The sequence below is a fragment of the Flammeovirga pacifica genome (assembly GCF_000807855.2).
GTDB lineage: Bacteria > Bacteroidota > Bacteroidia > Cytophagales > Flammeovirgaceae > Flammeovirga > Flammeovirga pacifica.
Map to the genome: position 1 here is coordinate 150,537 of NZ_JRYR02000001.1, position 26,101 is coordinate 176,637.

A 26,101-nucleotide genomic window follows, 5' to 3' on the forward strand; every position below is an offset into this window, starting at 1 on the left:
ATACCTTTTAATGATAACAACATGAAAGAAAGGGTATTGTAAAATTAGAAAATGCGGTCATGAAAAAAATACTTTTATTACTACCAATATTATTTTGTTTTCACACAATCTTTGCTCAAAGTCATAGAACTCTCAACTTAATTGAAAAAACAAACTATACTTTGTTTGGAGGTAGCATAGGTGGTGCTTATTATTCTGGTACATATGCCAACCAAAGTTTTAATCATTTAGATTTTGGAAGTATCAAGCCTAACTTTAACTTATTTATTCAACATAAATTTGCTAGAAAGTGGCATGCAAAATTCCAATTAGGCTATGTGAATATTGGGTCAAAAGACAATTACGAAGAGAGAGTAATTGGAGAAGCCAACCCTTATTACAATGAGAAAGCCTTTTCAACAAACATTTTTGAAGTTTTACCTTTGTTTATTTTAGATCTTGGTGTAGATCGTAAATCTAAATCGAGAGGTGCTTATAAAGGAAAAAAAGCCAATCACTGGAACTGGTACTTACAAGCTGGTTTAGGTACTTTCATAGCTGATGTGAATAACTATGTCGTGAATAATGGAGCAGGTACTTCTTACATGAAGGCAGGTGGTTTAATGGCTGTCGGTTTAGGTGTAAGGTATGCTGTAAAAGAAAAGTTAGTACTAAACCTTGATGGTTTATTAAGAGTTTCTTCTTCTTCTGAATTAGATGGTTCTAAATCTCAAGCATTACCAACAGATATGTATGGAACTATCAATTTTGGAGTTGCTTACAGACTGCCAGGTAGAAGATTTTTACGTTAAGAATATAAGATATCATTTTATATATATGAAAGACTCTCATGAAAATGAGGGTCTTTTTTTGTGGCCTAAAAGGAAGCAGAAGTTTAGCGGTGATGATAGCCTATACTCTTTCTTTATGGGGTTGAGTAGCGATATTATGTATCTCTTTATATTGAGGGTATATACTGCCTTTTAAGATGCCCCTATATTCTGACTTGAGCTTTCAAATGCAACGTGAGAGCACTTGATGAGGATAAGTACTATTTTATTATAATAGGTATGTCTGATAGTGTCTCAGAATAGATATTTTCATCTTATTTTTATTGAAACCCATCAATTAGGACGAAATAACTGTTTTTAAAAGAAGGAAAATTACTGCTTATTTTATTATAATTTGATGTGAATATTTCTTTTTTACCATCCATAATCATAAGCTTTCACAGCGTATCACTCAAATTATAGATATAATATTCAACAAATTCCTATTTATTACTCTATATAGTTCTTTTTTTTTGAGGGTCAATTTTCTCCTTTTTCTTCCAAACTTTATCAAATCTAGTGATTTTGACTCCTGTTTATTTTAGAAACTGCATTAGAATAAATCAATATGATATTCAAATAGTTACATGTTTGTTTGGAGTGAAAAACATTTAAAATAGATGAATGTTTATTCAATAAGTCAAAATGTAGAGATTTGATCAATTCTAATCAAAAAAATTGCACTTTTTTTATGATTGTACTTTTCTAAGATGATGCTTGTATGACGTAAAAAATACCCTTATAAGCAAAATGTTTGAATTGAGGTACTGAGTAAAGATATTATAAAAGAAAATGGTATTGTAGTGAGAAAACTACTATTTGTATATGCACAATGTTAGCAAAAAATGAAGTGCTCAAACTCTAATTTTTCCTCAAAACTTTTTACTTTAAAATTTGTAAATAAAAATTAACGTCCTTAACATTGCATCAACGATAAATTAAATAAAACGATTTATTTAGCTTTAAAAACTAATTGAGAGAATACTACTAAAATGATAAATACTAATGTTATTGGTTGGAGTAATGAATTGAATATTAATGATCAAGGATTTACAAAGGCTTGGAATGATAAATTAATAAAGCAAAGTTTAGAGACTTTAATAAATACAACTCCAGGAGAGAGAGTACTTTTTAAAAGTTATGGCTGTAATTTAAAAAAATACAATTTTGAAATAATGAATGAACTCACTATTCAAAAGATTCAACAAGAGATATATCAGTCTATTCAGAAACATGAAACACGATTAATTGATTTTGAAGTAACTGTTAGAGAACAAGACGAAAAGGTCTTATGTGATGTTTCCTATAGTACAAAATGGGGAAGCAATCATACTACGATCAATTTGAAACTATAATTTCTAAATACTGGATGCTACAACGATTCTCAAAAGGGGTATTTCAGTTTATGTTTTGGATTATAGCAACTCAACTACTACTCTTAGAAGCGAACTATACTATTTCTTTATTTACAATTCTAGGGTCATTTTTCATGATCAGTAAATGTAAATTTTTTATGCTGGAATATTACCAAAAACACTATTATTATTTAACTATGGGAGGGATACTACTTCTCACAGCAACAATTTTCTATTGGAAGACAACATTAGGTTTTTCCATTACTTTAGGCACACTTCTGTCCATTTTGAATGGTCAGACGCTGTTTATCGATTCATATGCTTCCTTGGGGAGCTTTATATTAGGTATTGTAGGAGCATTTTATGTTCCTACAAACTATCTAATACCATTTTCAATCTTGATGTTATTTTTTATACTGTTTAACGTTTCTAGACCACAGACTTTTTTCACTATTTCAGAGCAGGAACAATTCTTAGAAAATAGGAAGACCTCTAAGAAATTAAGATTTAGGTTTGTATTGATATTATTACTAACACTGCTGATTAACGTTCATATTTGGGAAATTTTGGATAGGCAATATGTATTTATTGCTTATCTGATCTCCCTTATGATTATTGGAATTATGTATACTTCTTATAGGAGTTTATATGTTTTCGTTAGTGATAACTTGGGTAGCTATTTTGTTTATCGATTGCCATTTTACAGTCTTCTCGTTGTGATTTTCATTTTTACATCTAAAAGTGCTTATTTTTACTTCTATGAAGATAATCAACTTGAGCAAATAGTTCACTTCTATAGCATATGCTTCTCTGGTATAGCTCTTTTGATAAGCCTTTATTTGTTACTATTTAAATTGAATGAAGGTATAAAATCAAGTTTCAATAACAATTATCAGTTTTACTGGAAATCAATGGTTGATTTTATTGGTATTGTGTTTATTGGTTTAGGTGTTATCATTTTATTACATCATTTTTTACCATTAATTGTAGAGGTTGTAATCGTATGTGCATTGGCTTTTTACTTCAGTACTTTTGACAGTTATAATAAAAAAAATATAAAGGAAGCGTCAGTTTATGGTGATCATTTTTATCCCATTGAAAATACTAAAAACACAGTTTTACTTCAAGAGCAACTTTCTTACGATATTTTTGGAGTGTTTAAGCAGTTGAAAGGTAGGTTGTTAGGAGGTGAGCAAGGAGAGGTGTTGCAATTTGTAGAGCAATGGTATTTGCTAGATTTGATTCCTTTACTGGATCAAGCCAAAGAGAGTGAGGAGTTTTGGAGAAATGTTCATCTACAAAAGATTCTAAAACTACATCATGAATTCAACTTTGATCAAAAAACGCTACTTTCTATAGATTATATTGAACAATTAATGTCCTCAGGTAAGGAAGAAGAAAGAATGATGGGGATCTATTTAGCACGATTTATTAGTGCTGATCAACGGGATCGTATTTTTGATGAATATAAGTTGTTTTGGTCTGAAAAGGAAGTAGAAGCAGTTCTGTTTGTGTCCATCATCAAAAAATCTAAAATTAGGCTTTCAGCATTTAAGAATGTAGCAGAAAATAAATTATTGATGTATTTAATATCAGGTATTTATCATCAATTTATTCATCTTGATAAGGTTGAAGATCTACCTCTACTTTCTACATTAGCCCAGATTAAATTGTTCTATTTCGATAATAGAAAGTTAGATGGGCAATTACTGATCGATCACTTCAAAGTCCATCCTATTTGTGATCAAGAATTAGGATATTTACTTTCTAAAGTAGAGGCATCTTATTCTCTTAAGAAGTTCTTAACCAATACGATAAAGGAACAAATATATCAGTGTTATCATCTTTTGTATGGAATAAAGCATCACTTTAACAAAGAGTATGATTTGAAATTTTTTCAATTGATTGAAAGTTTATATTATCAATTAAACTATTTATTTGGTGATGATCAATGGATGAAATTTGATCAAAAAGATGCTTTTTACTTCATACAAAATAAAGTTGATGATGCTTTTGAGTTGAAAAGCCATCTGCTATTACTCTTCTCGTCAGATAGTTGGAGTAAAAAATATCAACGCTCAAATGCAAAATGGAAATTAAGTTTTGAGCCCAACGATTCTAAGAAAATTATTGATTATACATTAGCTGCTTTATAATAAGTACACTATTTTTTATTCTTAACGATTCAATGATGTTTAAAGAGATTTTACATGAAATCCTCTTTCCATTACTAGATTTCTTAAATAGTAATGAAAAGTTAGGACTGAAATTATATATGGGAACTCCAATTGGAGATGAAATAGGAGAAGGACCCACCGATCCCTCGCTTTATGTGATGGTGTCCCAAATGAAAGAAGAGAAGCTCTCTGGTAGGTTACAACACAAAACTTATTTTGTCACAGATTTGATCTTTAATATTACTGGTGCATTGGATTTAGAAAAAGAACTTTCTTGTTACGATGCAATTTTGTCCTTCTTTCAAAAGTACCAACAAGTTTCTTTACAACATGGGAATATTGATATTTTATACAAAGGAGAAATTAATGAAGTGGACGTGTTAAGGATGAAAGATCCATTGGCTGAAAGAATATTATTGAAGTACTCTTTTAAGTATTTGCAAAATGAAATTACGAAGTCTTCTCAAAGCGCTGTAATAGGATGGAGTTAGATCAATATCAAAATCAGATGCATTTTACCGTTAGTGGTAAGTCAGTTATTGATTTTAAATTAATTGATTTACCCTATTATTTAAGGAATGCTTTTTACTGGGAAATCGAAACTGCTACAAAACAATTTTTTGAAGAAAATGGATTTTATTTTTCAGAAGGAATTACACAATTAAAAGTGGGTAACAGGGAATCTTTTATTGAACTATTCCAAGATTCGAAAGATTGTGTTATACATTTGAAAGTAAAATCACAATTTTTTGACTTCCTTAAAGAAGGTGGTTCACTTCAAAATCAACATTTTTTCTTGAGAGACAATGATCAGTGGGAACAGAAAAATGAAAAGTATAATACAAACGGGCACTTTGAAGAAAATGGAAGAATACTTTATACATTTCATTTGCCAGTAAAACGACTTTTTGAAGAGAAACTAAAAAAGGAAATAAGGATTCAGGAGAGACCTTTGTTTTTATTTCTTCAGCCTCAAAATAAAATTTCGAATAATTTAATTTTTGATACACAAAAATGGTCCTACACAGATCAGAATTTTTTTGTTAGCCAACAGCCTTTAAGGTTTAGTGCTCATCATCATTTTTTAAAATACACCACTTTTGAAGATAAAGAGACGCAACAGGTTTATAAAAATTTTCAATTAAGTGGGACCCAAGGCTTTTTTTCATGGAATAATCAATTAGGATTAGTGTATCCTATTTACCTATAAAACTAGAAATATGACTAATTACTCAACTCCAGGTGTGTATATCGAAGAGAAAAATGCATTTGGAACTTCTGTACCTGCTATAGCTACTGCAGTCACTGCTTTTGTTGGATATACCGAAAAAGCGGAAAAAAATAATAAATCGTTAACGAACCTACCTACAAGAATTACTTCTATTGAGGAATTTGAGACTCTTTTTGGTGGTAGATTCCAAAATGATTATTTACTTGAAGAATCCGATAAAGATGGAATCTTATTTGAATCGGTTCGATATAAATTAATACCAAATCATGCTCCTTTCTATTTATATGATGCATTAAAACAATATTTTATCAATGGAGGTAAAGTAGCTTTTATAGTATCGGTAGGGAACTACACAAAAGACGGGGAGATTCAAAAAGTAAATGTAAACCGTATTGGGAAAGGATTCGAACAGTTAAAGTCTTTTCAAGAACCAACTTTGTTAGTGGCGGTAGATCAATTAGCCTTAGAAGCTAAAAAAGCACAATCTGTGCATCAAAAAATGCTAGCTCATTGTGCTGGAGAACAAAATCGATTTTCTATTTTGGATGTTCCAGAAGGCAATACCAATAGATATGCTTCTGATGTTGATGCTGTAGAAAACTTTCGAGAAGGTATTGGTAATGTAGGATTAGCGTATGGAGCAGTTTATTATCCTTGGATTGAAACTGTTGTATATCAATCTACTGATTTTACTTATGAGAATTTTGGAAATATAGAAAAGCTACAAGAACTGTTATTAAAGGAAGCAGAAAGCATTCATCCTAATAAAAAAGCGATAGAAGAGGTTTCTAAGCAAATTCAAAAAATTTCTAAAGATGGATATGATGAAGCACTTCATTTTTTGATTCAAGGTATATCGCCTCTTTACAATAAGTTGTTAGAGGAATTAGCAAGAACATCTAATATTCAACCCACTGCTGGAAGTATTGCCGGAATGATGAGTCGAGTAGATGATGCAAGAGGAGTTTGGAAAGCTCCAGCCAATGAAGGCTTGGTTGGTGTTTCAGATGTTACATTTAAAATGAATAATCAAGATCAAGAAGATTTAAATGTAAACCTTTTTGGGAAAAGTATTAACGCAATCCGAAATTTTAAAGGAGAAGGCGTCTTAGTTTGGGGAGCTAGAACATTGGATGGAAATTCTCAAGATTGGAAGTATGTAAATGTACGTAGGACCATGATTTTCTTAGAGCAATCTATCAAAAATGCTATCAAAAGGTTTGTTTTTGAACCAAATACAGCACTTACATGGCTTTCTGTAAAAAGTTCTATTGAGACATTTTTAACTGAAGTTTGGAGAGCAGGTGGTGTTGTTGGTGCAATAGAAGGGCAAGCTTTTCAGGTGAATGTTGGATTAGGATCAACCATGTCTCCACAAGATGTATTAGAAGGAAAGATGAAAATATCTGTCAAAGTAGCCGTGTCTAGACCTGCAGAATTTATCGTGATAACTTTTGAACAAAAAGTGCAAGAAAGCTAAATCATTTTGTGTGTTTGAAAATAAGGAATAGCCTTAAAATCAATTAATCAACTATTGAAATAAACTAAAATAATGGATAAAAGTACAGAATACCCAATTCCAAGTTTCCGTTTTACGGTAACAATAGATTCTGAAATCATTTCTTGTCAGGAAGTGACAGGACTTGAACAAGAAGTAAGTATGATAGAATATCGAACAGGAGATCATCCCAAGGCAACAAAGATGAAGGTACCCGGTATTCAAAAAACATCAAATGTTACTTTAAAAAAAGGTGTTTATAGAGAAGATACTTTTTTGTTTGATTGGTTTAATGAAGTCAAAGATTTACAAAATACAGGTGATTTTACAGAAGCTAAAAAACAAGTAGTCATCTCTTTAATGGGGCAGGACGGGGATAATGACATTATTATCTCTTGGAAATTAGAAAATGCATTTCCAATTAAAATTACTGCACCTTCATTGAACGGAGGGGATGATAATATTGCAATTGAATCGGTAGAAATTGCCCATGAAGGTCTTACAATAGAAGCTTAATGTTTTTTCCTGCTCAAAATTATCTTAAAGGATACAATTTCTTTGTGAAAACTCTTCAAGGTTCAGAAAATGAAATAGATGTAATGAACCAACGTTTGACTTATAATGTTGGCTTTCAGTCTATATCAGGTATTGAATCTGGAATTAAAACAAAAGAAATTAAATATGGCGGACAAAATGCTTCTGTATTTATGGTACCTGATGGAAGGATAGTTCAGAAAGCTACTTTTAAAAGAGGAATGGTCACTTTAGGCAATAGCTTAATTGATGACTTTTCCTCATGGATCGCACAACATTTACTATTATCAACTCAATCGAGGTTAAATAGAACAGTAACTACTAGAAATTTGATGGTAGGTTATTTAAATGGTCAGCAAGAGCCAGTAAAAGTTTGGGGCTTGTATAACGCTTATCCTATCAGTTGGAAACTAAGTGAAATGAATGCGATGGAATCGAAGATTGCTGTAGAAGAAATCGTGCTTACTTATTCTCATGTTTTAGGGATTACTTGATTAAAAATTATATCATTTTATGCTACTCTCACCCTTACAAAAAGATTTAGAATTGACTGAAAACATCTTGGAAAAGATGCTTCATCATGCTATTTCATTATGTGAGCATGCTGGGATAGATATTTTTTCTGAAAAAACTAAAGAGTTATTAGTATTACGAAAAATAAGTATTATTAAATTACAGGAAGAATGGGATACTTTGCATTTTTCTTATCATGCGTATAGAAGTGAATTTAAGAAAAGCAGAGTTTTAGAAGAGATGAAAATTTTCTTACAAAAACTATATACACATCTATATCAAGTTAGTGCGTATTTGCCTTATAAACATGTGGTTAGTCAATTTAAGTTGAGTTCTTTGAGTGATTTATATACAGCTTTTGAAATGTATATTTATCAACTTAAAAAAGTAGTTAAAGAATTAAGAGAAATACCTTTGGCTACTATTGTTAATCAATTGGAAATCTCATTATTTCAAACTTATGCATCCATTTTATCGAAGGTATATCTATTCCAAAAAGAGTGGAATTCGGCATTAAAGTATTTCTTATATGAGAAAGTGGAAGGTATTGAATATAGGAAAGCACATCCTGCAGATACCTATTTATCATTTTCTTTGAATGATGGGATTTCTGTAGCTAAAGTGGGTTCTGAGAAACGATTTATAGCCAATGATAATAATGATAGGACATACAATACTTTACAATTAATTCACCCCGTATTTGTTAATACTACGAAGGTTGAAAAAGTAAACATATCACACTCAAGTAAGCGAGAGTATAATGTAAAAGGTAAGGTGATTTCTTTGGTGAACGAAGTCGATATTTTTGAAACTACAGAGACCAATCAAATTAAAATTGATACACTTAATAATAATGCTTATCGGAAATTGAGTTTAGGTTTTGGTTTTTATGATTCACTACTCTATTTGGCTAATGGACACAGAATGTTGTCTATTCAATTGTTTTTTGAGGAAGCCGAGTTTAGTCAATTGCTTGATAAAGTGAAGCATATAAAAGATTATACCCATTGGATAGATGAGAGTTTACCCCGAATTTTTGATAATGCTTTTATAATTTTTATTTCAACTTCAGAGGGGCTTTTGAAAGTAAATGAATATCAAATGAAAGTACAAGAGGAGAAACACTCTTTTGAAATACTTATAGAATTTGATAAATACTTTCCGAGTATTACGTCACTTGATTATGAAAAAGATCCAAAGATTATATTTCAATTAAATAACGAAAGTTATGCATTTGCTTATTCTTTATTGCAAGATTTAAACCTTAAGGAATATAGAGTTGTTCAAGAAGTCAGTCAGTCTAAAAATTTAAAATGTTATAATCAACAAGGAGTGATTGATATTTCAGCTCCATTTTACCCATTTGGTTTGAAACCATGTGTGGGCCATCAATTTATATTTGGTGATAAAGAAATGTATGCTAAAAAAGTAGAGCATTGCCGCTTAGATATTTCTTGGAGTAACCTACCTAATCATGATCAAGGTTGGAAAGGGTATTATCATCAATATGATAAGCAAAATTTTGATAACAGCGACTATCAAGTAGAGATAGCTTCTTTGGAGAAAAGTAATTGGAAAATGATCAATGAAGAAGCTCATTTATTTGATGGGGAACAACAATTATCGACCACTTCATCCATGTCTATTCCTTTGTTTAATGATAGTATTCCTGTTGAATTGCTTTCAGATGAATACAATAATCTTAGTGCAGATGGATTTATTAAACTTACTTTAAAATCTCCCAGAACAGCTTTCGGACATGATATTTATCCTACAGTATTGAGTAATCATTTACAAAAGAAAAAATGGTTTTGGCAAAAGAAATCAATGGAAGTAATTGCACCTCCCATTGCTCCACAAGTGAATAACATCAGCTTAAATTATGCTACTACCTATTCTACTTATTTTCATGATTATCATCAAACTGGAAAGGTGAAGTTCTTTCATTTTGAAAAAGGACAAGAAGTATTTTCATCGCCAAGTCATTTATTACCTAAGGTGAGAGATGATTATTATTTTCAGGTTAAAGTAAGTAATGTTTCTGAAAATCAGTTAGTAACGCTTCTTTTTGATTTGGTAATTAAAGATGAGTTTCAATCTGAAGAACAACTTCAATGGGAGTATTTTATGGAGGGTAAATGGAAGATCTTTGACCATAAACTATTGATGATGGATGAAACACATCAACTTTCTCAAACGGGAGTATTGATGTTCTCTATTCCACCTCATTTTTCTGAAAATGCCATAACCATAGGAATGAGGGTGAACAAAGAAAAAGCAAAGTCTATTGAAATTAGAGGGATTCATGTGAATAGTATGAAGGTGAAAATTTCTGAGAATAGCAATGTAGACCGATTAATGAATTTACCCAAAAATGGAATCAAACGTTGTATGGATATTTTACAAGGGGTAGGTAAAATTGAGCAACCTATTGAAGGGAATAATGGCTATAAGGCTATCAATCAAGAAGCTTACTTTTCACAGGCGGCTTTTGGTTTATGGTCGAATGGTCAGTGTTTTTCTGCTTCGGATTTTCACTATCAACTAAAAAATATATTGATCAATAAACCAATTTATGCTTTAGGTGAAAAGGAACAAGTCTATTTGTTAAGTCAGGAAGAAAACATTTTGGTGAAAGAAGAAAAAGAAAAAGCATTGAAGGAGATTGAGCATCAAACGACAGCTTTTATGAAATTAAAGTGGGGGAAATCCTCCAAGGAAAAGTTGAAATTTAATGTCAATATTATATTGAAAAAGGGATACCCTTTAGGGGTGTATAGAGAATTAATGTTACAGAATCTAAGGGATTTTCAAACAGAAAATATGACTGTTTTTAATTGCTCTGTCTTGAAAGATTTTATTCAAAATCAACCTTATGTGGAAAGATTAGAATTGTTAGAGGTGTATCATTTATATATCTCGGAAGGACAGCACCTCATGAATAAATATGAAAAAGATCAAATGATTCTACCTTATCATTCATGGTCTAAGTTTACTTGGGATCATGATCATTCGGTAGTTTGTACAATGGAAGATGAAGTATCTATTTTTGGTATCGATGAAGATTATATTATCAATGAAAACTAATTATTTATTCTATAGTATTTTAATGATGCTATGTATTGTACATTCTTCAATAGGACAATCATGGCAAGAACTATTAAAGGAAGAATTGTCTTCAAATGATACTAATGTTGTCAGTTTAGATTCTGTAATAGTGAATCAAAATGATGAAAATGGATTTTTTTTAGCGAAATTGGATTCTAATGATCTTACTTTAGATACCTTAATAAGTAAAGATTCTTTGCAGTTAGTCCCTCCTTTAAAAAGTATACATTCCTCTCTTGCACAAAGTAAAAAGCAAGGTATTTATTCTACTATCTCAAAATCTCCATTACCTTACACACTTAATGATAAAGCATATGTTTTTGGGTGGCATCCTCATTGGATGAAAGAAGCTTACAAGGCATATCAATTCCAATTATTGAGTGGAATATCGTATTTTAGTTATGAATTAAATCCTCTTAATGGTGGATATAAAACAATTCATGATTGGTCTACTACTTCATTAATAGATTCAGCGAAAGTATATGAATGTGAAGTGTTTTTATCCGTAACTAATTTTGGGTATCATAACAATAAAGTTTTTCTGGATAACAAAAAGAATCAACAGCTTCACTTTTTCCAAGAAATTACACGTTTGATAAAAGAACGAGGCGCAAATGGGGTAACAATTGACTTTGAAATGATCCCTAAAGGATATGATCAATCTTTTTCGAATTTCATTATTCAATTGTCAACTTATCTAAAAACATATGATTCTAATTATAAAGTAAACTTAGCATTGCCTGTTGTCGATTTTAATCAATCTTTTGAAGTTGATAAGTGGCATCAATATGTAGATTTATTTTTTATCATGGGCTATGACTTTTTTGGATCAAAAAGTGAGATTGCTGGCCCTATTGCTCCACTTCAGACAGGTGATATTTGGGGGAGTTATCATGTAGAAGGAAGTGTGCTAAGTTATATCGCAAAACAAATTCCAACGAAGAAAATTATCCTTGGTTTACCTATGTATGGTAGAACATGGACGACCGAACAACTCACAATTCCATCAAAAGTAAAACAATTTGTGACTCATCAGACTCTTGGGCAAATTTTAGATAAACATCAGGCATCTATCATACAATTTGACCCGATTTCTAAAAGTAATTATGTGTGTTTAAAAAATAGTGATGGTGAATTTGAGCAAACTTGGTTTGATGGGGTAGAGAGTCTACAGTTAAAAGTGGACTTTATAAAAAAAATGAAATTAAGAGGGGTAGGTTTGTGGGCATTAGGTTACAATAATGGTAGAAATGAAATTTGGGAATTGATAGGTCAAAATTTTGGTCAACAGGAAGATAGCGTTGTTTTAGCTAGTACTCCTTCTTCCTTCATTTCTTTAGGTAATTTTAAAAGATGGAGTCGTTATGCATTTACCATCATGCAAGATCCTTCAAGATTATGGCGCAATCCAAGACCATTGTTTATGATTATGTCAGGGATAATTGGTTTGAATGTTATGCTACTCCTTCTATTATTCCGTTTCCGCTGTGTATTTAAATCTAAAGGGAAACTAAACATAAGAATGCTCTACTTTTTAGTTGTGGGCCTAAGTGTTTTTGTCTTTAATATACTTTTTCAATGGATTAATTGGCGACAGGCTTTATTGTTTTTTGGAGGCTTACTCATCGGTGGTGTTTTCATCTATTTATGGAGCTATAAAATGATGGTTAAAAAGGAATTACCTTAACTATGAATATTAAAATTGAACAGATAAATATCAAAATTAAAGTAGCCTCTGACGCAAGACAAATTGCTTCTAATGAGCACGAACAACAAGAAAAAATTGTACAAATTATTAGACAAGAGGAAAGAGATAAAAATAAAGCATTACGAAAATTAAAAAATAGACTTTGGGACTAAATCAAGACATACAAGTAATCATAAAAGTGGATAATTCAAAAATTGATGAAGACGCCTTTTACATCAAAAAATGTATTATTAATCAAGAAGTTAATATAGGAATGAAAGCTGTTTTGTTTCTGTTACTAACCTCTGATGAACGCTTAGCTATTAAAGTAGGAAGTACCTTGTCTATCGAACTAAAATCAAATAGTAATAGAACAGTTTTTAAGGGTTTTGTATTGAAATATGGTTATTCAAGAGAGCTAAATCAACGCTATATGAATATACAAGCGGGCGATATTTTTGATTTAATGAAACAAAGTTGTAGTAATCAATTGTATGAGGGAGTACATTCTAAAGTAGCAGATATTCTATTGCAAAAATGGAAGGTGGATTACCAAGGAAATATAAAAGAAACCTCTTCTAAAGGGGAGGAAGAAGTGATTCTTCAGTATCAAAAAAATGATTACGATTTTTTATTAGAGCAGTTAAAAATGACAGGTTCTATCATCAGTATTAATTCTAATGCTGAATTTAAAATAGTTCATTATGAGGAATTATCAGATAATATAAATTTGGCTTTGAATGAGGCCATAGCCTATGATATTCAGTACAATGGATTAGGAACAACGTCCTTATCAAGTATTGCTTTTTTTAATACAGAAGATCAGTTATTGAATGTAGAAGAAAGTAAGTCGATTAACCCTAAATCCAACGGATTAGAGGAGGAAGAACAATGGGCTGATTTATCTAAAAAAGATGAGGGGTATTATTCTAATTATCAAAAATTATCTGTAGATGATTTGAAGGAGAAATATACCTTTGATGTTGCTCTTCAAAACATGACTCAATGTCGAGGATATATTTGTTCTGATCAATTTCCAGATGTTGAAATAGGAGAGTGGTTAACGTTGGAAGATGATGGAATTTCGGATACCGTTTTTATTACGTCTATAGAGTATCAATTAGAAGAAGAAGAGAAGAAAGTGATCATCAATTTTGGAGAATCATTGTTTATTGATGATTCAAAAAAGGAAGATTCTAGCTCATTACATTTAGGAATTGTGCAACAAGTACAAGATACTGGAGATATTCATTCGAATGATAAATACCTGATACAGGTGGAATTGCCCTATTTCACAAATAACCCTTTTGTAGATAAAACAACACAGTTTATCTGGGCCAAATTAATGAGTTCAAGTGCGGGCAGTGGACATGGTTTTTTATGGGTGCCAAAGGTAGGCGATCAAGTGGTTGTATCTTTTCTAGGAGACACGTTTGACCACCCTATAGTATTGGGTAGTATATATAAAACAACGGATGAACATCCACAGGTAAATGAGCAACAAAATAAGGGTTTCTTTACTTCTAATGCTTTGAAATTTTTCATGAATGATGAGACTAAGCATATTGAAATGTCTACTGAAAATTACGGTATAAAGATGAATGAAGAGGAAGAGTCTTTGTCGATTTTTATGGGAGAAGATATTCAGTTGATAGCACAAGCCAATGGAGAACTTTTGATTAAATCTTCTTCAAAAATCACTTTTGAAAGCCCTGAAATTTTGATGAAATCTGAAAATAAATTAACGCTAGATACCGAAGAATTAAGCCTCAATGGTAAGCAAAAAATTGAGGTAAATTCTGATGGTGATTTTGTAGCCTCAGCTACAAAAGCGTTGAGTATTGATGCTAATAATAGTCAGTTAAAATTAAATGCCACCCAAATATTAATGAATAGCTAATGAATTTGTCTAAAGAAAATGATTTACACATCTGTACGGCAAAAGGTACGCCAGTGAGTTATAATGTAGTACAACCTTATTCTTCTGTGTTGTCGAGTAATCAGAAAGTACTTTCCTCTCAAGTTGGAGGACCATTATTGCCATGTGCTTGTCCTTGTTGCGCTGCCTCAACATCAGTTTTTATTGATGGAAAACCGGCTATTAGAGCCAATATTGATGCATTTGCTGGTGGTCTTGTGATGGTTGGTATCCCCGAAATAATAATAGGAAAGTAATGATTAGTATTAAAAGTAAGGATAAAAATAAAGAAATCACTTTACCATTCTTTCCTGATACTTTAAAAAATTCTTATCAGAAAGATATGGATAAGAAGGAAAATGCTAAAGGGTTAAACATCAATCATAATATTGAATTTAGTATTTATCTAGATACCACAGGGGCTATACCGTCAACAGTTTCATCTATAGTTAATACGATAAATCAACTCACCGATTTATTTTTTGTAGGTGCAGATTTTAATAACCCTATGAATCTAGTATTTCTAGATTTTAAAGCAGATAATGATTTTTCAGAAGAGAAGAAGAGTCGTAAGAAAACGCCTGATACCTCTTCGCCAAAGGTCAATCCTATCTTTCAGGAAATAGGGTATAGATGTGAGATGTTTACCGCTGACTATGAGTATTTCGATCAGCAAGGTAATGTACTCAGAGCCTTGCTTCATTTTAAATTTAAAAGTGATAGGATCAATCCGAAGGTGGATAATGTAACCAACGGAAATAACCAAGGAACTCAGCAGACAAATATTCAACAAACACAAGAACAACTACATGAAGAACAATCTCAAAATACAGCTGCTCAACTTAATGCTTCTAGTGTGGATTAGTTGTGCTCCAATGTTGGCTCAAAATACTCTACCACTACCCTCTATGCAAGTGGATATTGAAGGAAAAAAGGTAGATGTTTTTTATATCGTAATTCAAAAAGAAAAGAGCTCCCTATTAGCAGTTCAAAATGAAGTAATCAAGGCTTTTTCTCAATTGGATAGCAGTTGGGTAGTTATGGACGATTATTCTTCTAAATGTCTGTATCAATTGATGTTACAAGATAAAAATTATAAAGAGAGAGGGAAGGTCATATTAGGTGATGAGACTTTTTTATTTCATTATCAATTGACTCATAAGTCTAGAAATTTAATGCGGAAAGTTTTAGAAGAAGAACCCTCTTTCTCAGAAGTTTTTTTGATCAAACATATTCAGAAACTATTCAAAAATCAAAAAGTTAAAACAGTAAATGTAAAGATGCCAATACAATGAAAATCAGACTTTATATAGTATTTAATTTATTTTTTGGATTTGTTTATGCAGAACATTGCGGAGATAAACTACACCTTGCTAAACAGGCATATCAATTAGGTCAGTTAGAAAAAATAGATAGCTTATTGTATGACTGTATTGCCTCTAATGCGTACAATGAAGAAGAAGGAGAAGAAGCCATCGTATTATTTTGTTCTGCTCTTTATTTTGAAGGGGAACATGAAAAGGCATCAAAGGTTTTAGTGAAATATCTCAAGAAAAACCCGTATTTCATTCCACGTAATAAGGTGTTAGAAGAGTTTCAGTATGTGTTAGATCGAATACCACGAGATCCTATTTTTTATATTCAGGTGGGAGCTGGAATCAATGGAACATTACCTGTTAGTACTTCGAATTATACGATTGGTTTTCATAATGATCCTCCTCAAATGATCATGGGAGGTGGATATCAAGGGCAATTATCGGTTGGGGTGAACCTTTTTCCTAATTTACAATGGATGGTTTTTTCAGAATGGACCAACCAACGATTTTCAATTAGTGAATTGCAGCTAGAAGGAGGAAATACTTTTTCTAAAGAAGAAGAATTAAATTATTTGACCTTAGGAAGTAGTCTTCAAATCAATTTAAAAGCAAGCAATAGAAAAAGAATAAACGAAGGAACATCCAGAATAAATAAACCCTATTTGTATTTAGAACTTGGTGGAAGTTTTAAAAAGTTAGTGAATGCAAATGCGCAGATTTCTTTATCTACTTTTAATGAAGGTGTTTCCAAAGAGGTAAGTGATCACCTTGATACTCGATCTCAAAGGCGGGAATATCAACTATCTGGAATGATTGGTATAGGTTTTAAAAAAAATATTAAAAAGGGCTGTTTGATGTTCAAAACCACTATAGATGTTCCTTTTCAATCATTTAATTTGGCATCAAAAAGGTACGATAGCCCTCAATTATTATATACTTATGGATATGTCGATCAAGACATATGGCTACCTTCTGTAGCTTTAAATGTAGGGTATCAATTTCAATTTTTTCGATTCAAACATGGCACTTCAAGATAGAAATACTTTAAAAGAGTTTTTTAAGAAAGGAGCATTACCATCAGCTTCTCATTTTTCTGATTTGATAGAATCTTCTGTCAACAAAATTGATGATGGTCTAAATAAAAATATGGAAAACGGATTATCTGTTACGCCAGTAGGTAGGTCAGAGAAACTGATAAGCTTCTTTAAAAATATTGAAGAAAAGTCCCCTTTATGGAGCTTTGATATTGATAAAGCTACAGAGAGTATTCATTTAAAAGATAAAAATAAGAATAGTCTCATCTCATTTACGCATCAGAAAGTGGGTATTCAAAAAGAAGATCCTCAATATACTTTAGATGTAAATGGTTGGATAGGAGCGGAAGGGGTTATTGGAACGTATAAGCAAGGCAAAATTCCTGGCGATGGGAAATGGCACAACATATTAGAAAATTTGTCTGGTTGCCATATGTATGAAATTGTTGCTGGTATAGGAAAAAAGCAAACAGGCAAGTACAGTATGATTATAGCTAATGCTGTAAGTACTTATGGAAAGTCGAAAAGTGCAATTGATTATACACGAGCATATTATGGGGTAAGGTGTAATCAAATCCAATTAAGATGGAAGGGAGATGTCTTTAATTACGCTTTACAAATGAGAACAAGATGTGATTATGAAGATGATATATTAATTAAGTATTACATAACAAAAAAATGGTATGACACTTTTATGGATGATGATGAAGCGAATGTATAAAGTATTACTCTTACTGTCTTTGTTTAGCTGTGAATTATTAGAGGATAAAAATATAAATGCTCCTTTTTTATATGTTATAAGTGATAATGCTCCTTTAAAAGGTGTTAGTTTTCATTTCACACCCAATTATACCTCAATTATAGCTAACGAAATTTCAGTAGATTATGTTAGTGATGGCGATTTTTTATTGGGACGGAATCAAATAGGTAAAACTTCATTTTGGAGAATTAATGGTCAGAGTGAAATTCAATCTATTAATGAGATTTATAATTATGTATTACGAGAAAAAATACTTGTTAATAATGAGGTGATTCTTATGGGTGATTCTCTAGGTTTTCCTGTGTATAATACAATTAATGGAGAAGCTATTTCGTCATATGTGTCTTACAATGAATATGGTAATTGGTTGATGCCTAAAGATATCTTACTACATAATAACCAAGAATATTATTTTTTTGAAGAAGAAGTGAATGATCATGTAAGAGTGGTACTTCAAGTATATGAGCAGAAATTATTGATCAATCAATATTCTTTTTGGTTAAATTTTGCTGATGTAACCTATCAATATGCCGATTTTAATGATGAACTATTAGAAGTATATATTGGAGAGTCTATTGATGAGGGGGTATCCATCAAAAAAATAAATTTTCAACCGGAATTAAATGAAGTGATAGGTGTTGAGCAAATTTTAGAAAGAGGAAGAATATTTAAAGTTGATAATAGAATTTTTTATGCTGAGAAGGAAGATCAAGATATATGGTTGTTTTATAAATCTACCTCACCTTATTTGAAAAATAGATTATCAGAAGTAAAACAAGTAAATTATTTATATTATCCTGATTCGAATAAGGAAGATTGTTATGTTTCATATGTGGATAATCAACACCAATATAAATCGGTATATATACAAAACGGAAAAATTAATCAGTTAGGTAATCGTGAGAATACGATTATTAATGATATTCATCGATCCGATCATTATGATCATCGTCTTATGACCATGAAAATGAGAGGGGAGTTTAAAGTAGTTTATGAGCGAATTCCATTATAAAAAAAGAAACACTTAAAATATTAAGTGTTTCTAAACAACATTATCGTCAAATGAATAGAGTGTATATAAAATTTTTTTGTTTCTTTTGCGTATTTCCATATCTATGACAACCATTAGTAATAGGTGGACAAAAAAAAGACAGAAAATTTTAAAATATTTTATAATGAGTGGAATTTATTTTCATATTCCTTTTTGTAAACAGGCTTGTCATTACTGTGATTTTCATTTCAGTACATCAATGAAGCTAAAAAATAATGTAGTGGAAGGGATGTTATGGGAACTCGATTTTCAGAAAGAGTATCTACGTGAAAATATTGAAACAATTTATTTTGGTGGCGGAACACCTTCTATCTTATCTATTCAGGAATTAGAAACCTTATTGGACAGAGTTCATAAAAACTTTGATACCTCACAAGTAAAAGAATTGACCTTAGAGGCGAATCCTGATGACATCACTAAAGAAAAATTAACTGCTTGGAAAAAATTAGGAATCAATAGATTATCGATTGGTTTACAATCTTTTTATGGCCCACACTTAACACTCATGAATAGAGCACATAATGCCCAAGAGAGTTTAAATGCTGTAAAAATGTCTCAAGATCATGGTTTTGATAATTTGACCATCGATTTGATTTATGGGATACCATTTAAAGATCATTCTATTTGGCATAAAGATTTGGAAACCGCTTTATCTTTAGAAGTACCACATATTTCATCTTACTGTTTAACTGTAGAAGATAAAACAGCTTTAGGTGTATGGGCAAAAAAAGGGAAATTTAAACCAGCAGACGATGAGTTTGGTGCAGAACAATTTGAACACTTAGTAAGTAAACTTAAGAGCAATGGTTACGAACATTATGAGATATCCAATTTTGCCAAGCCAGGGTTTTATAGTCAGCATAACAGTGCGTATTGGAAAGGTAAGCCTTATTTAGGTATTGGACCAGGAGCTCATTCCTTTGATGGAAAAACATCAAGGCAATTTAATGTGAGTAATAACTCTAAATATGTCAAAGCAATAGAACAAGATCAGCTTTTATTATTTGACAAGGAAGACCTAAGTAGAGAGGATGGTATTAATGAATACCTGCTTACAACACTACGCACCATATGGGGTTGTGATTTATCGGTATTAAAAGAGAAATACCAATTTGATTTATTAGTTGAAATGAAAACTGAATTAGAACGTTTTCATCAACAAGAATGGATTGTTGTGGAAAATAATCATTTGAAATTATCTGAAAAGGGGAAGTTATTTGCTGATCAAATTGCCAGTGAGTTGTTTGTTTAGAATCATTTGTTGAATAAATAAGCGTGTTCGTTGAAAAAAAAATTAATTACGGAATATCCTCTGCACTTTTGTGCTAAGATCAATTAACGTTATTATAAATAAATCAATGAAAAACTTATTCTTCCTAACTTCATTTTTATTACTTCAACTAACTGTGTTTGCGCAGCGTCCAAATGGACCTTCTAATAAAAATGGTCGAAGTGGTTCAAGACCTAAAATAGGGACCGTAACAGCTAAAATAACCGATGCCGATACTCAGGAACCTTTAGAATTTGTTACAATAGCATTGTATTCTGCAAAAGACTCTAGTTTTATTACTGGAGGAGCCTCAGACCCACAGGGTAGAATTAAGATTACAGAGGTACAAGTAGGTAAAATGTATGCAAAGCTATCTTTTATTGGCTATGATGAGACAATCACCAATGTTTTCATGATCCAACCAGATGAACCTGAAAAATACTTAGGTAATTTGGTCATGACAGCTTCTGCAAAAGCGTTAGAAGAAGTAACTGTAACTGCAGAAAGAGACATGATGGAGTTGGGGATTGATAAAAGAACCTTTAATGTAGCTCAAGATTTAACAACTGTAGGCGGTTCTATGACAGATGCCTTAAACAATATACCTTCAATAGATGTAGATCAAGATGGCTCAATAAGTTTAAGAGGCTCCTCAAACGTCACTATTTTTATTGATGGTAAACCGTCTAATTTAACAAGTTCATCCACATCTGATATCTTAGATCAAATTCCTGCAAGTTCGATAGAAAGAATTGAGGTAATTACTAACCCTTCCGCTAAATATGATCCAGAAGGTACAAGTGGAATTATCAATATCGTATTAAAAAAAGATAGACAAGGAGGTTTTAATGGTAATGCGAGTGTCACTGTAGGTAATAATAATAAATACAATGCTTCGGTAGGGTTGAACGCCAGAGTAGGGAAGGTAAATGTTTTTGGTAACTACTCAGGTAGATATAATGAACGTTGGCAGGAGAGGAATTCAACCCAAAAGAATTACGATAGAGAAACAAATGCTTTTACAGGCTCAAATACACAGAATTCTAAAAGAGAAGATGAAAGAGTTTCTCACCTTTTTAAAACAGGCGTAGACTATGATATTAATGATTATAATAACGTATATGTAAATGCTACTTTTAATACCGGGGAGAGTACAAAAAAAGAGGAGCTATTCATCAATTATTACGATCAAAATAATGATGGTTATGATCTACTTTTAAGAGATAATACAAGTACAAGAACGTCGTCTGCACAAGAATATAATTTTGGATGGCATAGAACATTCTTAAATCCAGATCAAATATTAGATGTTTCTGGCCAAATCTCTCGTCAAGAAGGAATTTCAAGAGGTGTGTTCGATGAATATAGTCATGATGGTAATGGAGGTTTGGAAACTTCCCCTTCTTTTCAACAAAGAAACGAAAATGACCATCCAAATGAAATCTATATTGCTCAAATCGATTATTCCCATCCAATTACTGATAATTCTATCTTAGATGTAGGAGTGAAATCAACCATTAGAAAAATTGGAGCTGATTTTACATCAGAAAGTTTACAAGGTGGTATGTGGATGCCTGACGATTCATTAAATAATAACTTCAATTATAATGAACAAGTACATGCAGCATATGCAATGTACCGTCATGATTTAGGTAAATTTGGCTATCAGGTAGGGTTTAGAGCTGAACAGGCTTATACTACTTCTATTTTAGATGAAAATGCATTAACTGATAGACAAGAGGTGGATAATAATTATTTTGCGATTTATCCCACTTTGCACATGAGCTATAAATTTGCACAGCAAAGAGAGGTTTCTTTTGGTTATAGTAGAAGGGTAAACAGACCAAGAGGCAGAACATTGAATCCATTTCCAGATTATTCCAATCCACAATCTTTAAGAAAGGGTAACCCATACCTAAAGCCAGAATTTATTGATGCCTTGGAAGTTACTTACCAACACGGTTGGAATGATATTACTTTAACAGGTTCTGTTTATTACAGATATACTCATGATGCCATGCAAAGAGTTACTAACGCAACTCCTGAAGGGGTGACTATTATGACTTGGGAAAACATGGATAATAAACAGAGTTATGGTTTAGAGGCAATTGCTACTTATAATATGACAAAATGGTGGAAATTTACAGGTTCTACCAATATTTATAATTTACAAATTACAGGTAATTCGGGAGAATTAGATTTATCTAATCAGGCATGGGCTATGTCAGCAAAGCTGATGTCTTCTACGAATTTGACCAAAACAACTACACTACAATTGTCAGGTAGATTCAGTTCAAGAAGAGTAACGGCACAGGGACATATTGAACCAATGGGTGGCTTGGATGTAGCAGTTTCTCAACGTTTGTTTAAAGGGAAAGGCACATTACAAGCTAGAGTATCTGATGTTTTAAATACCTATCAATTTAATGTCTACAGCGAAGGAGTTGGCTTTACTTCAAATATGGTGGCAGATTGGGAATCTAGAGTTGGATACCTAACATTCTCTTATCGATTTGGACAGATGAAGAAGTCGCATAAAAAGAAAGGGAAAAAACAAGGAAGCCGTAGCAATAGCGGTGGAGATATGGAAGATATGTTCTAATATTTATGTAGCTATTCAGTTTGTTTGTACAATGTTATTTTTATGTAAACTTACACAAGAATATTACATAGGACGATATTCTTGTGTAAAAATGCTTATTTTGAGTTACTTACTGATATTAATGCATACATTTTATGACTGAAGAACTACTTAACTATTATGATAATTCACCCTTAGCTGTAACTATTTACAAACGATTAGCACCAAAGAAATTTGAAATATGTTACTGTAACAGTGCTAGTCAAGATATGGAAGGGTTATCAGAAGAGGAGTATCAAGGTAAATTGATTGAAGACATTTACCCCAATTGTTTTGACATAGGCTTGGTCGATGTTTTAGAGAAAGTATTTAACTGTGGAACAACAGAGGTAGTCCCTTTTGTTGGGAGCAATTCAAAACACTCTTTAGTATCGAAACGTACGAATAGAATTCAGAAATTAGGAGACCCTTTTGTAGTAAGTGTCTTTTCTGATGATTCTCAGACCTATTCCTATATCAAGCAAATTGAAAAGGACAATAGGAAATTAAACCATGCTTTAGATTATACCTCACATCATTTACGGGGAAATTTATCTACATCATTGGGTATTTTAGAGCTTTTTGACGCAACTAAAGTCTCAGATGATGAAAAACAGTTTTTATTGAAAATAGTAAAACAGAATTTAGAGAATATTGATTCTAAAATTCATCATTTAGTGACATTACTTTATAATGAAGTAAAAGCAGATGAGAAGCTTTTGCAAAAACATAAATTTAATTCATTTCACCTTAGGAAATCAAAAGTATCTTAAGCATCAATTTATATTGAAAAAAGAAAGGCTGTCTCATTTTTATCTGAGACAGCCTTTTTATATAAACTACTAATGAAGTCTATTACATCATACCTGGCATACCACCACCCATTGGAGGCATAGCAGGAGCAGCAGCACCACCTTCTTCCTTCTCATTAGAAACTACACAGTCAGTAGTTAATAACAATGAAGCTACAGAAGCAGCGTGCTCAAGTGCTAAACGAGTTACTTTAGTTGGGTCAATAACACCAGCTGCAACTAAATCTTGGTACTCTTCAGTACGAGCGTTGAAACCGTAGTTACCTTCACCTTCTAAAATTTTATTTACGATAACTGATGCCTCTAAACCAGCGTTACCCAAGATAGTTCTCAATGGAGCTTGGATTGCAGTTTTAACGATTTGAACACCAATTTCTTCGTCTGGGTGAGCTGTATCAACAGAATCAAGAACAGAAGCAGCTCTCAATAGGGCAGTACCACCACCAACTACGATACCTTCTTCAACCGCTGCTCTTGTTGCTGCTAAAGCATCATCAACACGGTCTTTCTTTTCTTTCATTTCTGTTTCTGTTGCAGCACCGATATAGATAATTGCAACACCGCCAGCTAATTTAGCTAAACGCTCTTGTAATTTTTCTTTGTCGTAATCAGAAGTTGTGTTTTCGATTTGAACACGAATCTCAGCAACACGAGCAGCAACAGCATCAGCATTACCTGCACCGTTAACAACAACAGTATTGTCTTTGTCGATGATCAATTTTTCTGCTGTACCTAACATATCGATAGTAGCATCTTCTAACTTCATACCTGTTTCGTCAGAGATAACTGTACCACCTGTAAGTACTGCGATGTCTTGTAACATTGCTTTACGACGGTCACCAAAACCAGGAGCTTTAACAGCTGCTACTTTTAATGCTCCACGGATTTTGTTTACAACTAATGTAGCTAAAGCTTCAGAATCTACATCTTCAGCAATAATTACAAGAGGCTTACCTGTTTGAGCAACTGCTTCTAATACAGGAAGTAATTCTTTCATAGTTGAAACCTTCTTGTCGTAGATCAAGATGTAAGGAGATTCCATATCTGCTTCCATTTTCTCTGTGTTAGTCACAAAGTATGGAGACAAGTAACCGCGGTCGAATTGCATACCTTCAACAGTTTTTACTTCTGTTTCAGTACCTTTTGCTTCTTCAACAGTGATCACACCATCTTTACCTACTTTTTCCATTGCTTCAGCGATCATTTTACCGATCTCTGCATCGTTGTTAGCAGAAATAGTCGCTACCTGCTCAACTTCTTTGTTTGTTTCAACAGTTTTTGAAGAGTTTTTCAATTCAGCAACAATCGCTTTTACTGCTTTATCGATACCACGCTTCAAGTCCATTGGGTTAGCTCCAGCTACAACGTTTTTGATACCTGTAGTGAAGATAGATTGAGTAAGAACAGTAGCAGTAGTAGTACCATCACCTGCTTCGTCAGCAGTTTTTGATGCAACTTCTTTTACTAACTGAGCACCCATATTTTCGATAGGCTCTGCTAATTCGATTTCTTTAGCAACTGATACACCATCTTTTGTTACGTGAGGTGAACCGAATGATTTTTCTAAAATAACGTTACGACCTTTTGGTCCTAAAGTAACTTTTACTGCGTTGGCTAATGCGTCAACTCCTTTTTTTAAACCTTCGATTGCTTCAGAATCGAAATGAAGATTTTTTGCCATAATATTTTAAAGATTAATTGTTGGTCTTTGCCAACAAAATAATGTTGATGTTAAATTTAACTATGAAGTGTTTACTTCAGATAATATTCTATTTGTAATTATACAATTGCAAGAATGTCAGCCTCACGCATGATTAAGTAATCACTACCGTCAAGGTTTAATTCTGTACCAGAATATTTACCATAAATTACAGTGTCTCCAACTTTAACTGTCAAAGGCTCGTCTTTTGTTCCGTTACCCACTGCTACTACAGTACCTTTTTGAGGCTTCTCTTTCGCATTGTCTGGAATAAATAGACCTGATGCAGTTTGTGTTTCAGCTGCTGCAGGTTCGATAAGTACTCTGTCCGCTAAAGGTTTAATGTTCACTTGTGACATTGGAATCTATTGTTTTAAAGTTATTAATTATTCAAAAAATAATGTCCCTAAAAATAGGGTTACAGCATCGGACTTTGCCAAGAGTGTGCCAATAGATTTTTTGATAAAATTTGTCAGTTAAATGTGTCAAAATGTCGTGATGAAAAGTAGTACTAGAATGTGACACTGTCATTCCTATTCATGTTGGGGTCAAAATGACACAGTATTTATTTATATCGAATAGGTAATAAAGAATAACTCATCTAAAATATTTTAGTAATAGGAAAGAGATTTTGATGATTAAAAGTTCAAGTTTTATCTATTTTTACTGTAAAATCTATCGATTTACTTCGTTAAAAATGAGTGGAATA

The 26,101-nt window shown here is 32.2% G+C and carries 23 protein-coding genes; 21 read left to right on the forward strand and 2 right to left on the reverse strand.

What is annotated here, in order from left to right:
- Nucleotides 1–59 precede the first annotated feature (59 nt).
- The 21 genes from NH26_RS00625 (at nt 60) to NH26_RS00720 (ending at nt 23,654) form a co-directional block, all read left to right on the forward strand.
- The gene (locus tag NH26_RS00625; RefSeq protein ID WP_044224499.1) at nt 60–791 is read left to right on the forward strand and encodes a hypothetical protein; all 732 of its coding nucleotides are present in this window, start codon (nt 60–62) and stop codon (nt 789–791) included.
- A 1,010-nt stretch (nt 792–1,801) separates the two neighbouring features.
- Nucleotides 1,802–2,164, forward strand: a complete 363-nt coding sequence (locus tag NH26_RS00630) for a GPW/gp25 family protein (RefSeq protein WP_052432062.1) — start codon at nt 1,802–1,804, stop codon at nt 2,162–2,164.
- Nucleotides 2,125–4,320 (forward strand): hypothetical protein, encoded by a 2,196-nt coding sequence (locus NH26_RS00635; RefSeq protein WP_139262768.1) that lies wholly within the window; start codon nt 2,125–2,127, stop codon nt 4,318–4,320. The genes NH26_RS00630 and NH26_RS00635 overlap by 40 nt, the downstream gene beginning before the upstream one ends.
- 35 nt (nt 4,321–4,355) lie before the next feature.
- Nucleotides 4,356–4,832 carry a hypothetical protein gene (locus NH26_RS00640; RefSeq protein ID WP_071397042.1) on the forward strand — a complete coding sequence of 159 codons (477 nt, stop codon included), beginning with the start codon at nt 4,356–4,358 and terminating at the stop codon, nt 4,830–4,832.
- Complete coding sequence (locus NH26_RS00645; RefSeq protein ID WP_044224489.1) at nt 4,823–5,551, forward strand: hypothetical protein; 729 nt, start codon at nt 4,823–4,825, stop codon at nt 5,549–5,551. The genes NH26_RS00640 and NH26_RS00645 overlap by 10 nt, the downstream gene beginning before the upstream one ends.
- 10 nt (nt 5,552–5,561) lie before the next feature.
- Nucleotides 5,562–7,052, forward strand: a complete 1,491-nt coding sequence (locus NH26_RS00650) for a phage tail sheath family protein (protein WP_044224487.1) — start codon at nt 5,562–5,564, stop codon at nt 7,050–7,052.
- 72 nt (nt 7,053–7,124) lie between these two features.
- Nucleotides 7,125–7,586 carry a phage tail protein gene (locus NH26_RS00655; RefSeq protein WP_044224484.1) on the forward strand — a complete coding sequence of 154 codons (462 nt, stop codon included), beginning with the start codon at nt 7,125–7,127 and terminating at the stop codon, nt 7,584–7,586.
- A 44-nt stretch (nt 7,587–7,630) separates the two neighbouring features.
- A complete protein-coding gene (locus NH26_RS00660) occupies nt 7,631–8,098 on the forward strand; it encodes a phage tail protein (RefSeq protein WP_199880216.1) in 468 nt (155 codons plus the stop codon).
- Between the two features lie 19 nt (nt 8,099–8,117).
- The gene (locus tag NH26_RS00665) at nt 8,118–11,204 is read left to right on the forward strand and encodes a hypothetical protein (protein WP_044224482.1); all 3,087 of its coding nucleotides are present in this window, start codon (nt 8,118–8,120) and stop codon (nt 11,202–11,204) included.
- A complete protein-coding gene (locus tag NH26_RS00670; protein WP_158021854.1) occupies nt 11,194–12,912 on the forward strand; it encodes a glycosyl hydrolase family 18 protein in 1,719 nt (572 codons plus the stop codon). The genes NH26_RS00665 and NH26_RS00670 overlap by 11 nt, the downstream gene beginning before the upstream one ends.
- Nucleotides 12,913–12,914: 2 nt before the next feature.
- Entirely contained in the window at nt 12,915–13,085 is a 171-nt protein-coding gene (locus tag NH26_RS25330) for a hypothetical protein (protein ID WP_158021855.1), read from the forward strand.
- A complete protein-coding gene (locus NH26_RS00675; protein ID WP_044224477.1) occupies nt 13,076–14,812 on the forward strand; it encodes a phage baseplate assembly protein V in 1,737 nt (578 codons plus the stop codon). Before NH26_RS25330 ends, NH26_RS00675 begins: the two co-directional genes overlap by 10 nt.
- The gene (locus NH26_RS00680; protein ID WP_044224474.1) at nt 14,812–15,087 is read left to right on the forward strand and encodes a PAAR domain-containing protein; all 276 of its coding nucleotides are present in this window, start codon (nt 14,812–14,814) and stop codon (nt 15,085–15,087) included. The genes NH26_RS00675 and NH26_RS00680 overlap by 1 nt, the downstream gene beginning before the upstream one ends.
- Nucleotides 15,087–15,695 (forward strand): hypothetical protein, encoded by a 609-nt coding sequence (locus NH26_RS00685; protein WP_044224473.1) that lies wholly within the window; start codon nt 15,087–15,089, stop codon nt 15,693–15,695. The genes NH26_RS00680 and NH26_RS00685 overlap by 1 nt, the downstream gene beginning before the upstream one ends.
- On the forward strand, nt 15,676–16,125 hold the full coding sequence (locus NH26_RS00690; RefSeq protein ID WP_044224470.1) for a hypothetical protein: 450 nt from the start codon (nt 15,676–15,678) through the stop codon (nt 16,123–16,125). Before NH26_RS00685 ends, NH26_RS00690 begins: the two co-directional genes overlap by 20 nt.
- A complete protein-coding gene (locus NH26_RS00695; RefSeq protein ID WP_044224466.1) occupies nt 16,122–17,183 on the forward strand; it encodes a hypothetical protein in 1,062 nt (353 codons plus the stop codon). The genes NH26_RS00690 and NH26_RS00695 overlap by 4 nt, the downstream gene beginning before the upstream one ends.
- Nucleotides 17,167–17,901 carry a hypothetical protein gene (locus NH26_RS00700; RefSeq protein ID WP_044224463.1) on the forward strand — a complete coding sequence of 245 codons (735 nt, stop codon included), beginning with the start codon at nt 17,167–17,169 and terminating at the stop codon, nt 17,899–17,901. Before NH26_RS00695 ends, NH26_RS00700 begins: the two co-directional genes overlap by 17 nt.
- Nucleotides 17,864–18,952, forward strand: coding sequence for a hypothetical protein (locus NH26_RS00705; RefSeq protein ID WP_139262771.1), 1,089 nt, complete (start codon nt 17,864–17,866; stop codon nt 18,950–18,952). Before NH26_RS00700 ends, NH26_RS00705 begins: the two co-directional genes overlap by 38 nt.
- 163 nt (nt 18,953–19,115) lie before the next feature.
- Entirely contained in the window at nt 19,116–20,243 is a 1,128-nt protein-coding gene (gene hemW / locus NH26_RS00710; RefSeq protein WP_044224734.1) for a radical SAM family heme chaperone HemW, read from the forward strand.
- A 106-nt stretch (nt 20,244–20,349) separates the two neighbouring features.
- A complete protein-coding gene (locus NH26_RS00715) occupies nt 20,350–22,863 on the forward strand; it encodes a TonB-dependent receptor domain-containing protein (RefSeq protein ID WP_044224457.1) in 2,514 nt (837 codons plus the stop codon).
- Between the two features lie 134 nt (nt 22,864–22,997).
- Entirely contained in the window at nt 22,998–23,654 is a 657-nt protein-coding gene (locus NH26_RS00720) for a nitrogen regulation protein NR(II) (RefSeq protein WP_044224455.1), read from the forward strand.
- Nucleotides 23,655–23,736: 82 nt separating this feature from the next.
- On the opposite strand, the gene groL is transcribed toward NH26_RS00720, so the two are convergent.
- Together groL and NH26_RS00730 are read right to left on the reverse strand one after the other, a co-directional pair.
- Complete coding sequence (groL, locus tag NH26_RS00725; RefSeq protein ID WP_044224452.1) at nt 23,737–25,374, reverse strand: chaperonin GroEL; 1,638 nt, start codon at nt 25,372–25,374, stop codon at nt 23,737–23,739.
- 98 nt (nt 25,375–25,472) lie between these two features.
- Nucleotides 25,473–25,751: a co-chaperone GroES gene (locus NH26_RS00730; RefSeq protein ID WP_044224449.1), complete on the reverse strand. Its 279-nt coding sequence runs from the start codon at nt 25,749–25,751 to the stop codon at nt 25,473–25,475.
- Nucleotides 25,752–26,101 lie beyond the last annotated feature (350 nt).

Excerpts from the sequence above, each read along its gene's own strand:
- NH26_RS25330 (WP_158021855.1), top strand. The coding sequence starts at position 12,915 with ATGAATATTAAAATTGAACAGATAAATATCAAAATTAAAGTAGCCTCT.
- NH26_RS00625 (WP_044224499.1), top strand. The coding sequence starts at position 60 with ATGAAAAAAATACTTTTATTACTACCAATATTATTTTGTTTTCACACA.
- NH26_RS00730 (WP_044224449.1), bottom strand. The coding sequence starts at position 25,751 with ATGTCACAAGTGAACATTAAACCTTTAGCGGACAGAGTACTTATCGAA.
- NH26_RS00630 (WP_052432062.1), top strand. The coding sequence starts at position 1,802 with ATGATAAATACTAATGTTATTGGTTGGAGTAATGAATTGAATATTAAT.
- NH26_RS00640 (WP_071397042.1), top strand. The coding sequence starts at position 4,356 with ATGTTTAAAGAGATTTTACATGAAATCCTCTTTCCATTACTAGATTTC.
- groL (WP_044224452.1), bottom strand. The coding sequence starts at position 25,374 with ATGGCAAAAAATCTTCATTTCGATTCTGAAGCAATCGAAGGTTTAAAA.
- NH26_RS00665 (WP_044224482.1), top strand. The coding sequence starts at position 8,118 with ATGCTACTCTCACCCTTACAAAAAGATTTAGAATTGACTGAAAACATC.
- NH26_RS00720 (WP_044224455.1), top strand. The coding sequence starts at position 22,998 with ATGACTGAAGAACTACTTAACTATTATGATAATTCACCCTTAGCTGTA.
- NH26_RS00695 (WP_044224466.1), top strand. The coding sequence starts at position 16,122 with ATGAAAATCAGACTTTATATAGTATTTAATTTATTTTTTGGATTTGTT.
- NH26_RS00715 (WP_044224457.1), top strand. The coding sequence starts at position 20,350 with ATGAAAAACTTATTCTTCCTAACTTCATTTTTATTACTTCAACTAACT.
- NH26_RS00690 (WP_044224470.1), top strand. The coding sequence starts at position 15,676 with ATGCTTCTAGTGTGGATTAGTTGTGCTCCAATGTTGGCTCAAAATACT.
- NH26_RS00655 (WP_044224484.1), top strand. The coding sequence starts at position 7,125 with ATGGATAAAAGTACAGAATACCCAATTCCAAGTTTCCGTTTTACGGTA.
- NH26_RS00700 (WP_044224463.1), top strand. The coding sequence starts at position 17,167 with ATGGCACTTCAAGATAGAAATACTTTAAAAGAGTTTTTTAAGAAAGGA.
- NH26_RS00645 (WP_044224489.1), top strand. The coding sequence starts at position 4,823 with ATGGAGTTAGATCAATATCAAAATCAGATGCATTTTACCGTTAGTGGT.
- NH26_RS00650 (WP_044224487.1), top strand. The coding sequence starts at position 5,562 with ATGACTAATTACTCAACTCCAGGTGTGTATATCGAAGAGAAAAATGCA.
- NH26_RS00680 (WP_044224474.1), top strand. The coding sequence starts at position 14,812 with ATGAATTTGTCTAAAGAAAATGATTTACACATCTGTACGGCAAAAGGT.
- NH26_RS00635 (WP_139262768.1), top strand. The coding sequence starts at position 2,125 with ATGGGGAAGCAATCATACTACGATCAATTTGAAACTATAATTTCTAAA.
- NH26_RS00705 (WP_139262771.1), top strand. The coding sequence starts at position 17,864 with ATGACACTTTTATGGATGATGATGAAGCGAATGTATAAAGTATTACTC.
- NH26_RS00685 (WP_044224473.1), top strand. The coding sequence starts at position 15,087 with ATGATTAGTATTAAAAGTAAGGATAAAAATAAAGAAATCACTTTACCA.
- NH26_RS00670 (WP_158021854.1), top strand. The coding sequence starts at position 11,194 with ATGAAAACTAATTATTTATTCTATAGTATTTTAATGATGCTATGTATT.
- hemW (WP_044224734.1), top strand. The coding sequence starts at position 19,116 with ATGAGTGGAATTTATTTTCATATTCCTTTTTGTAAACAGGCTTGTCAT.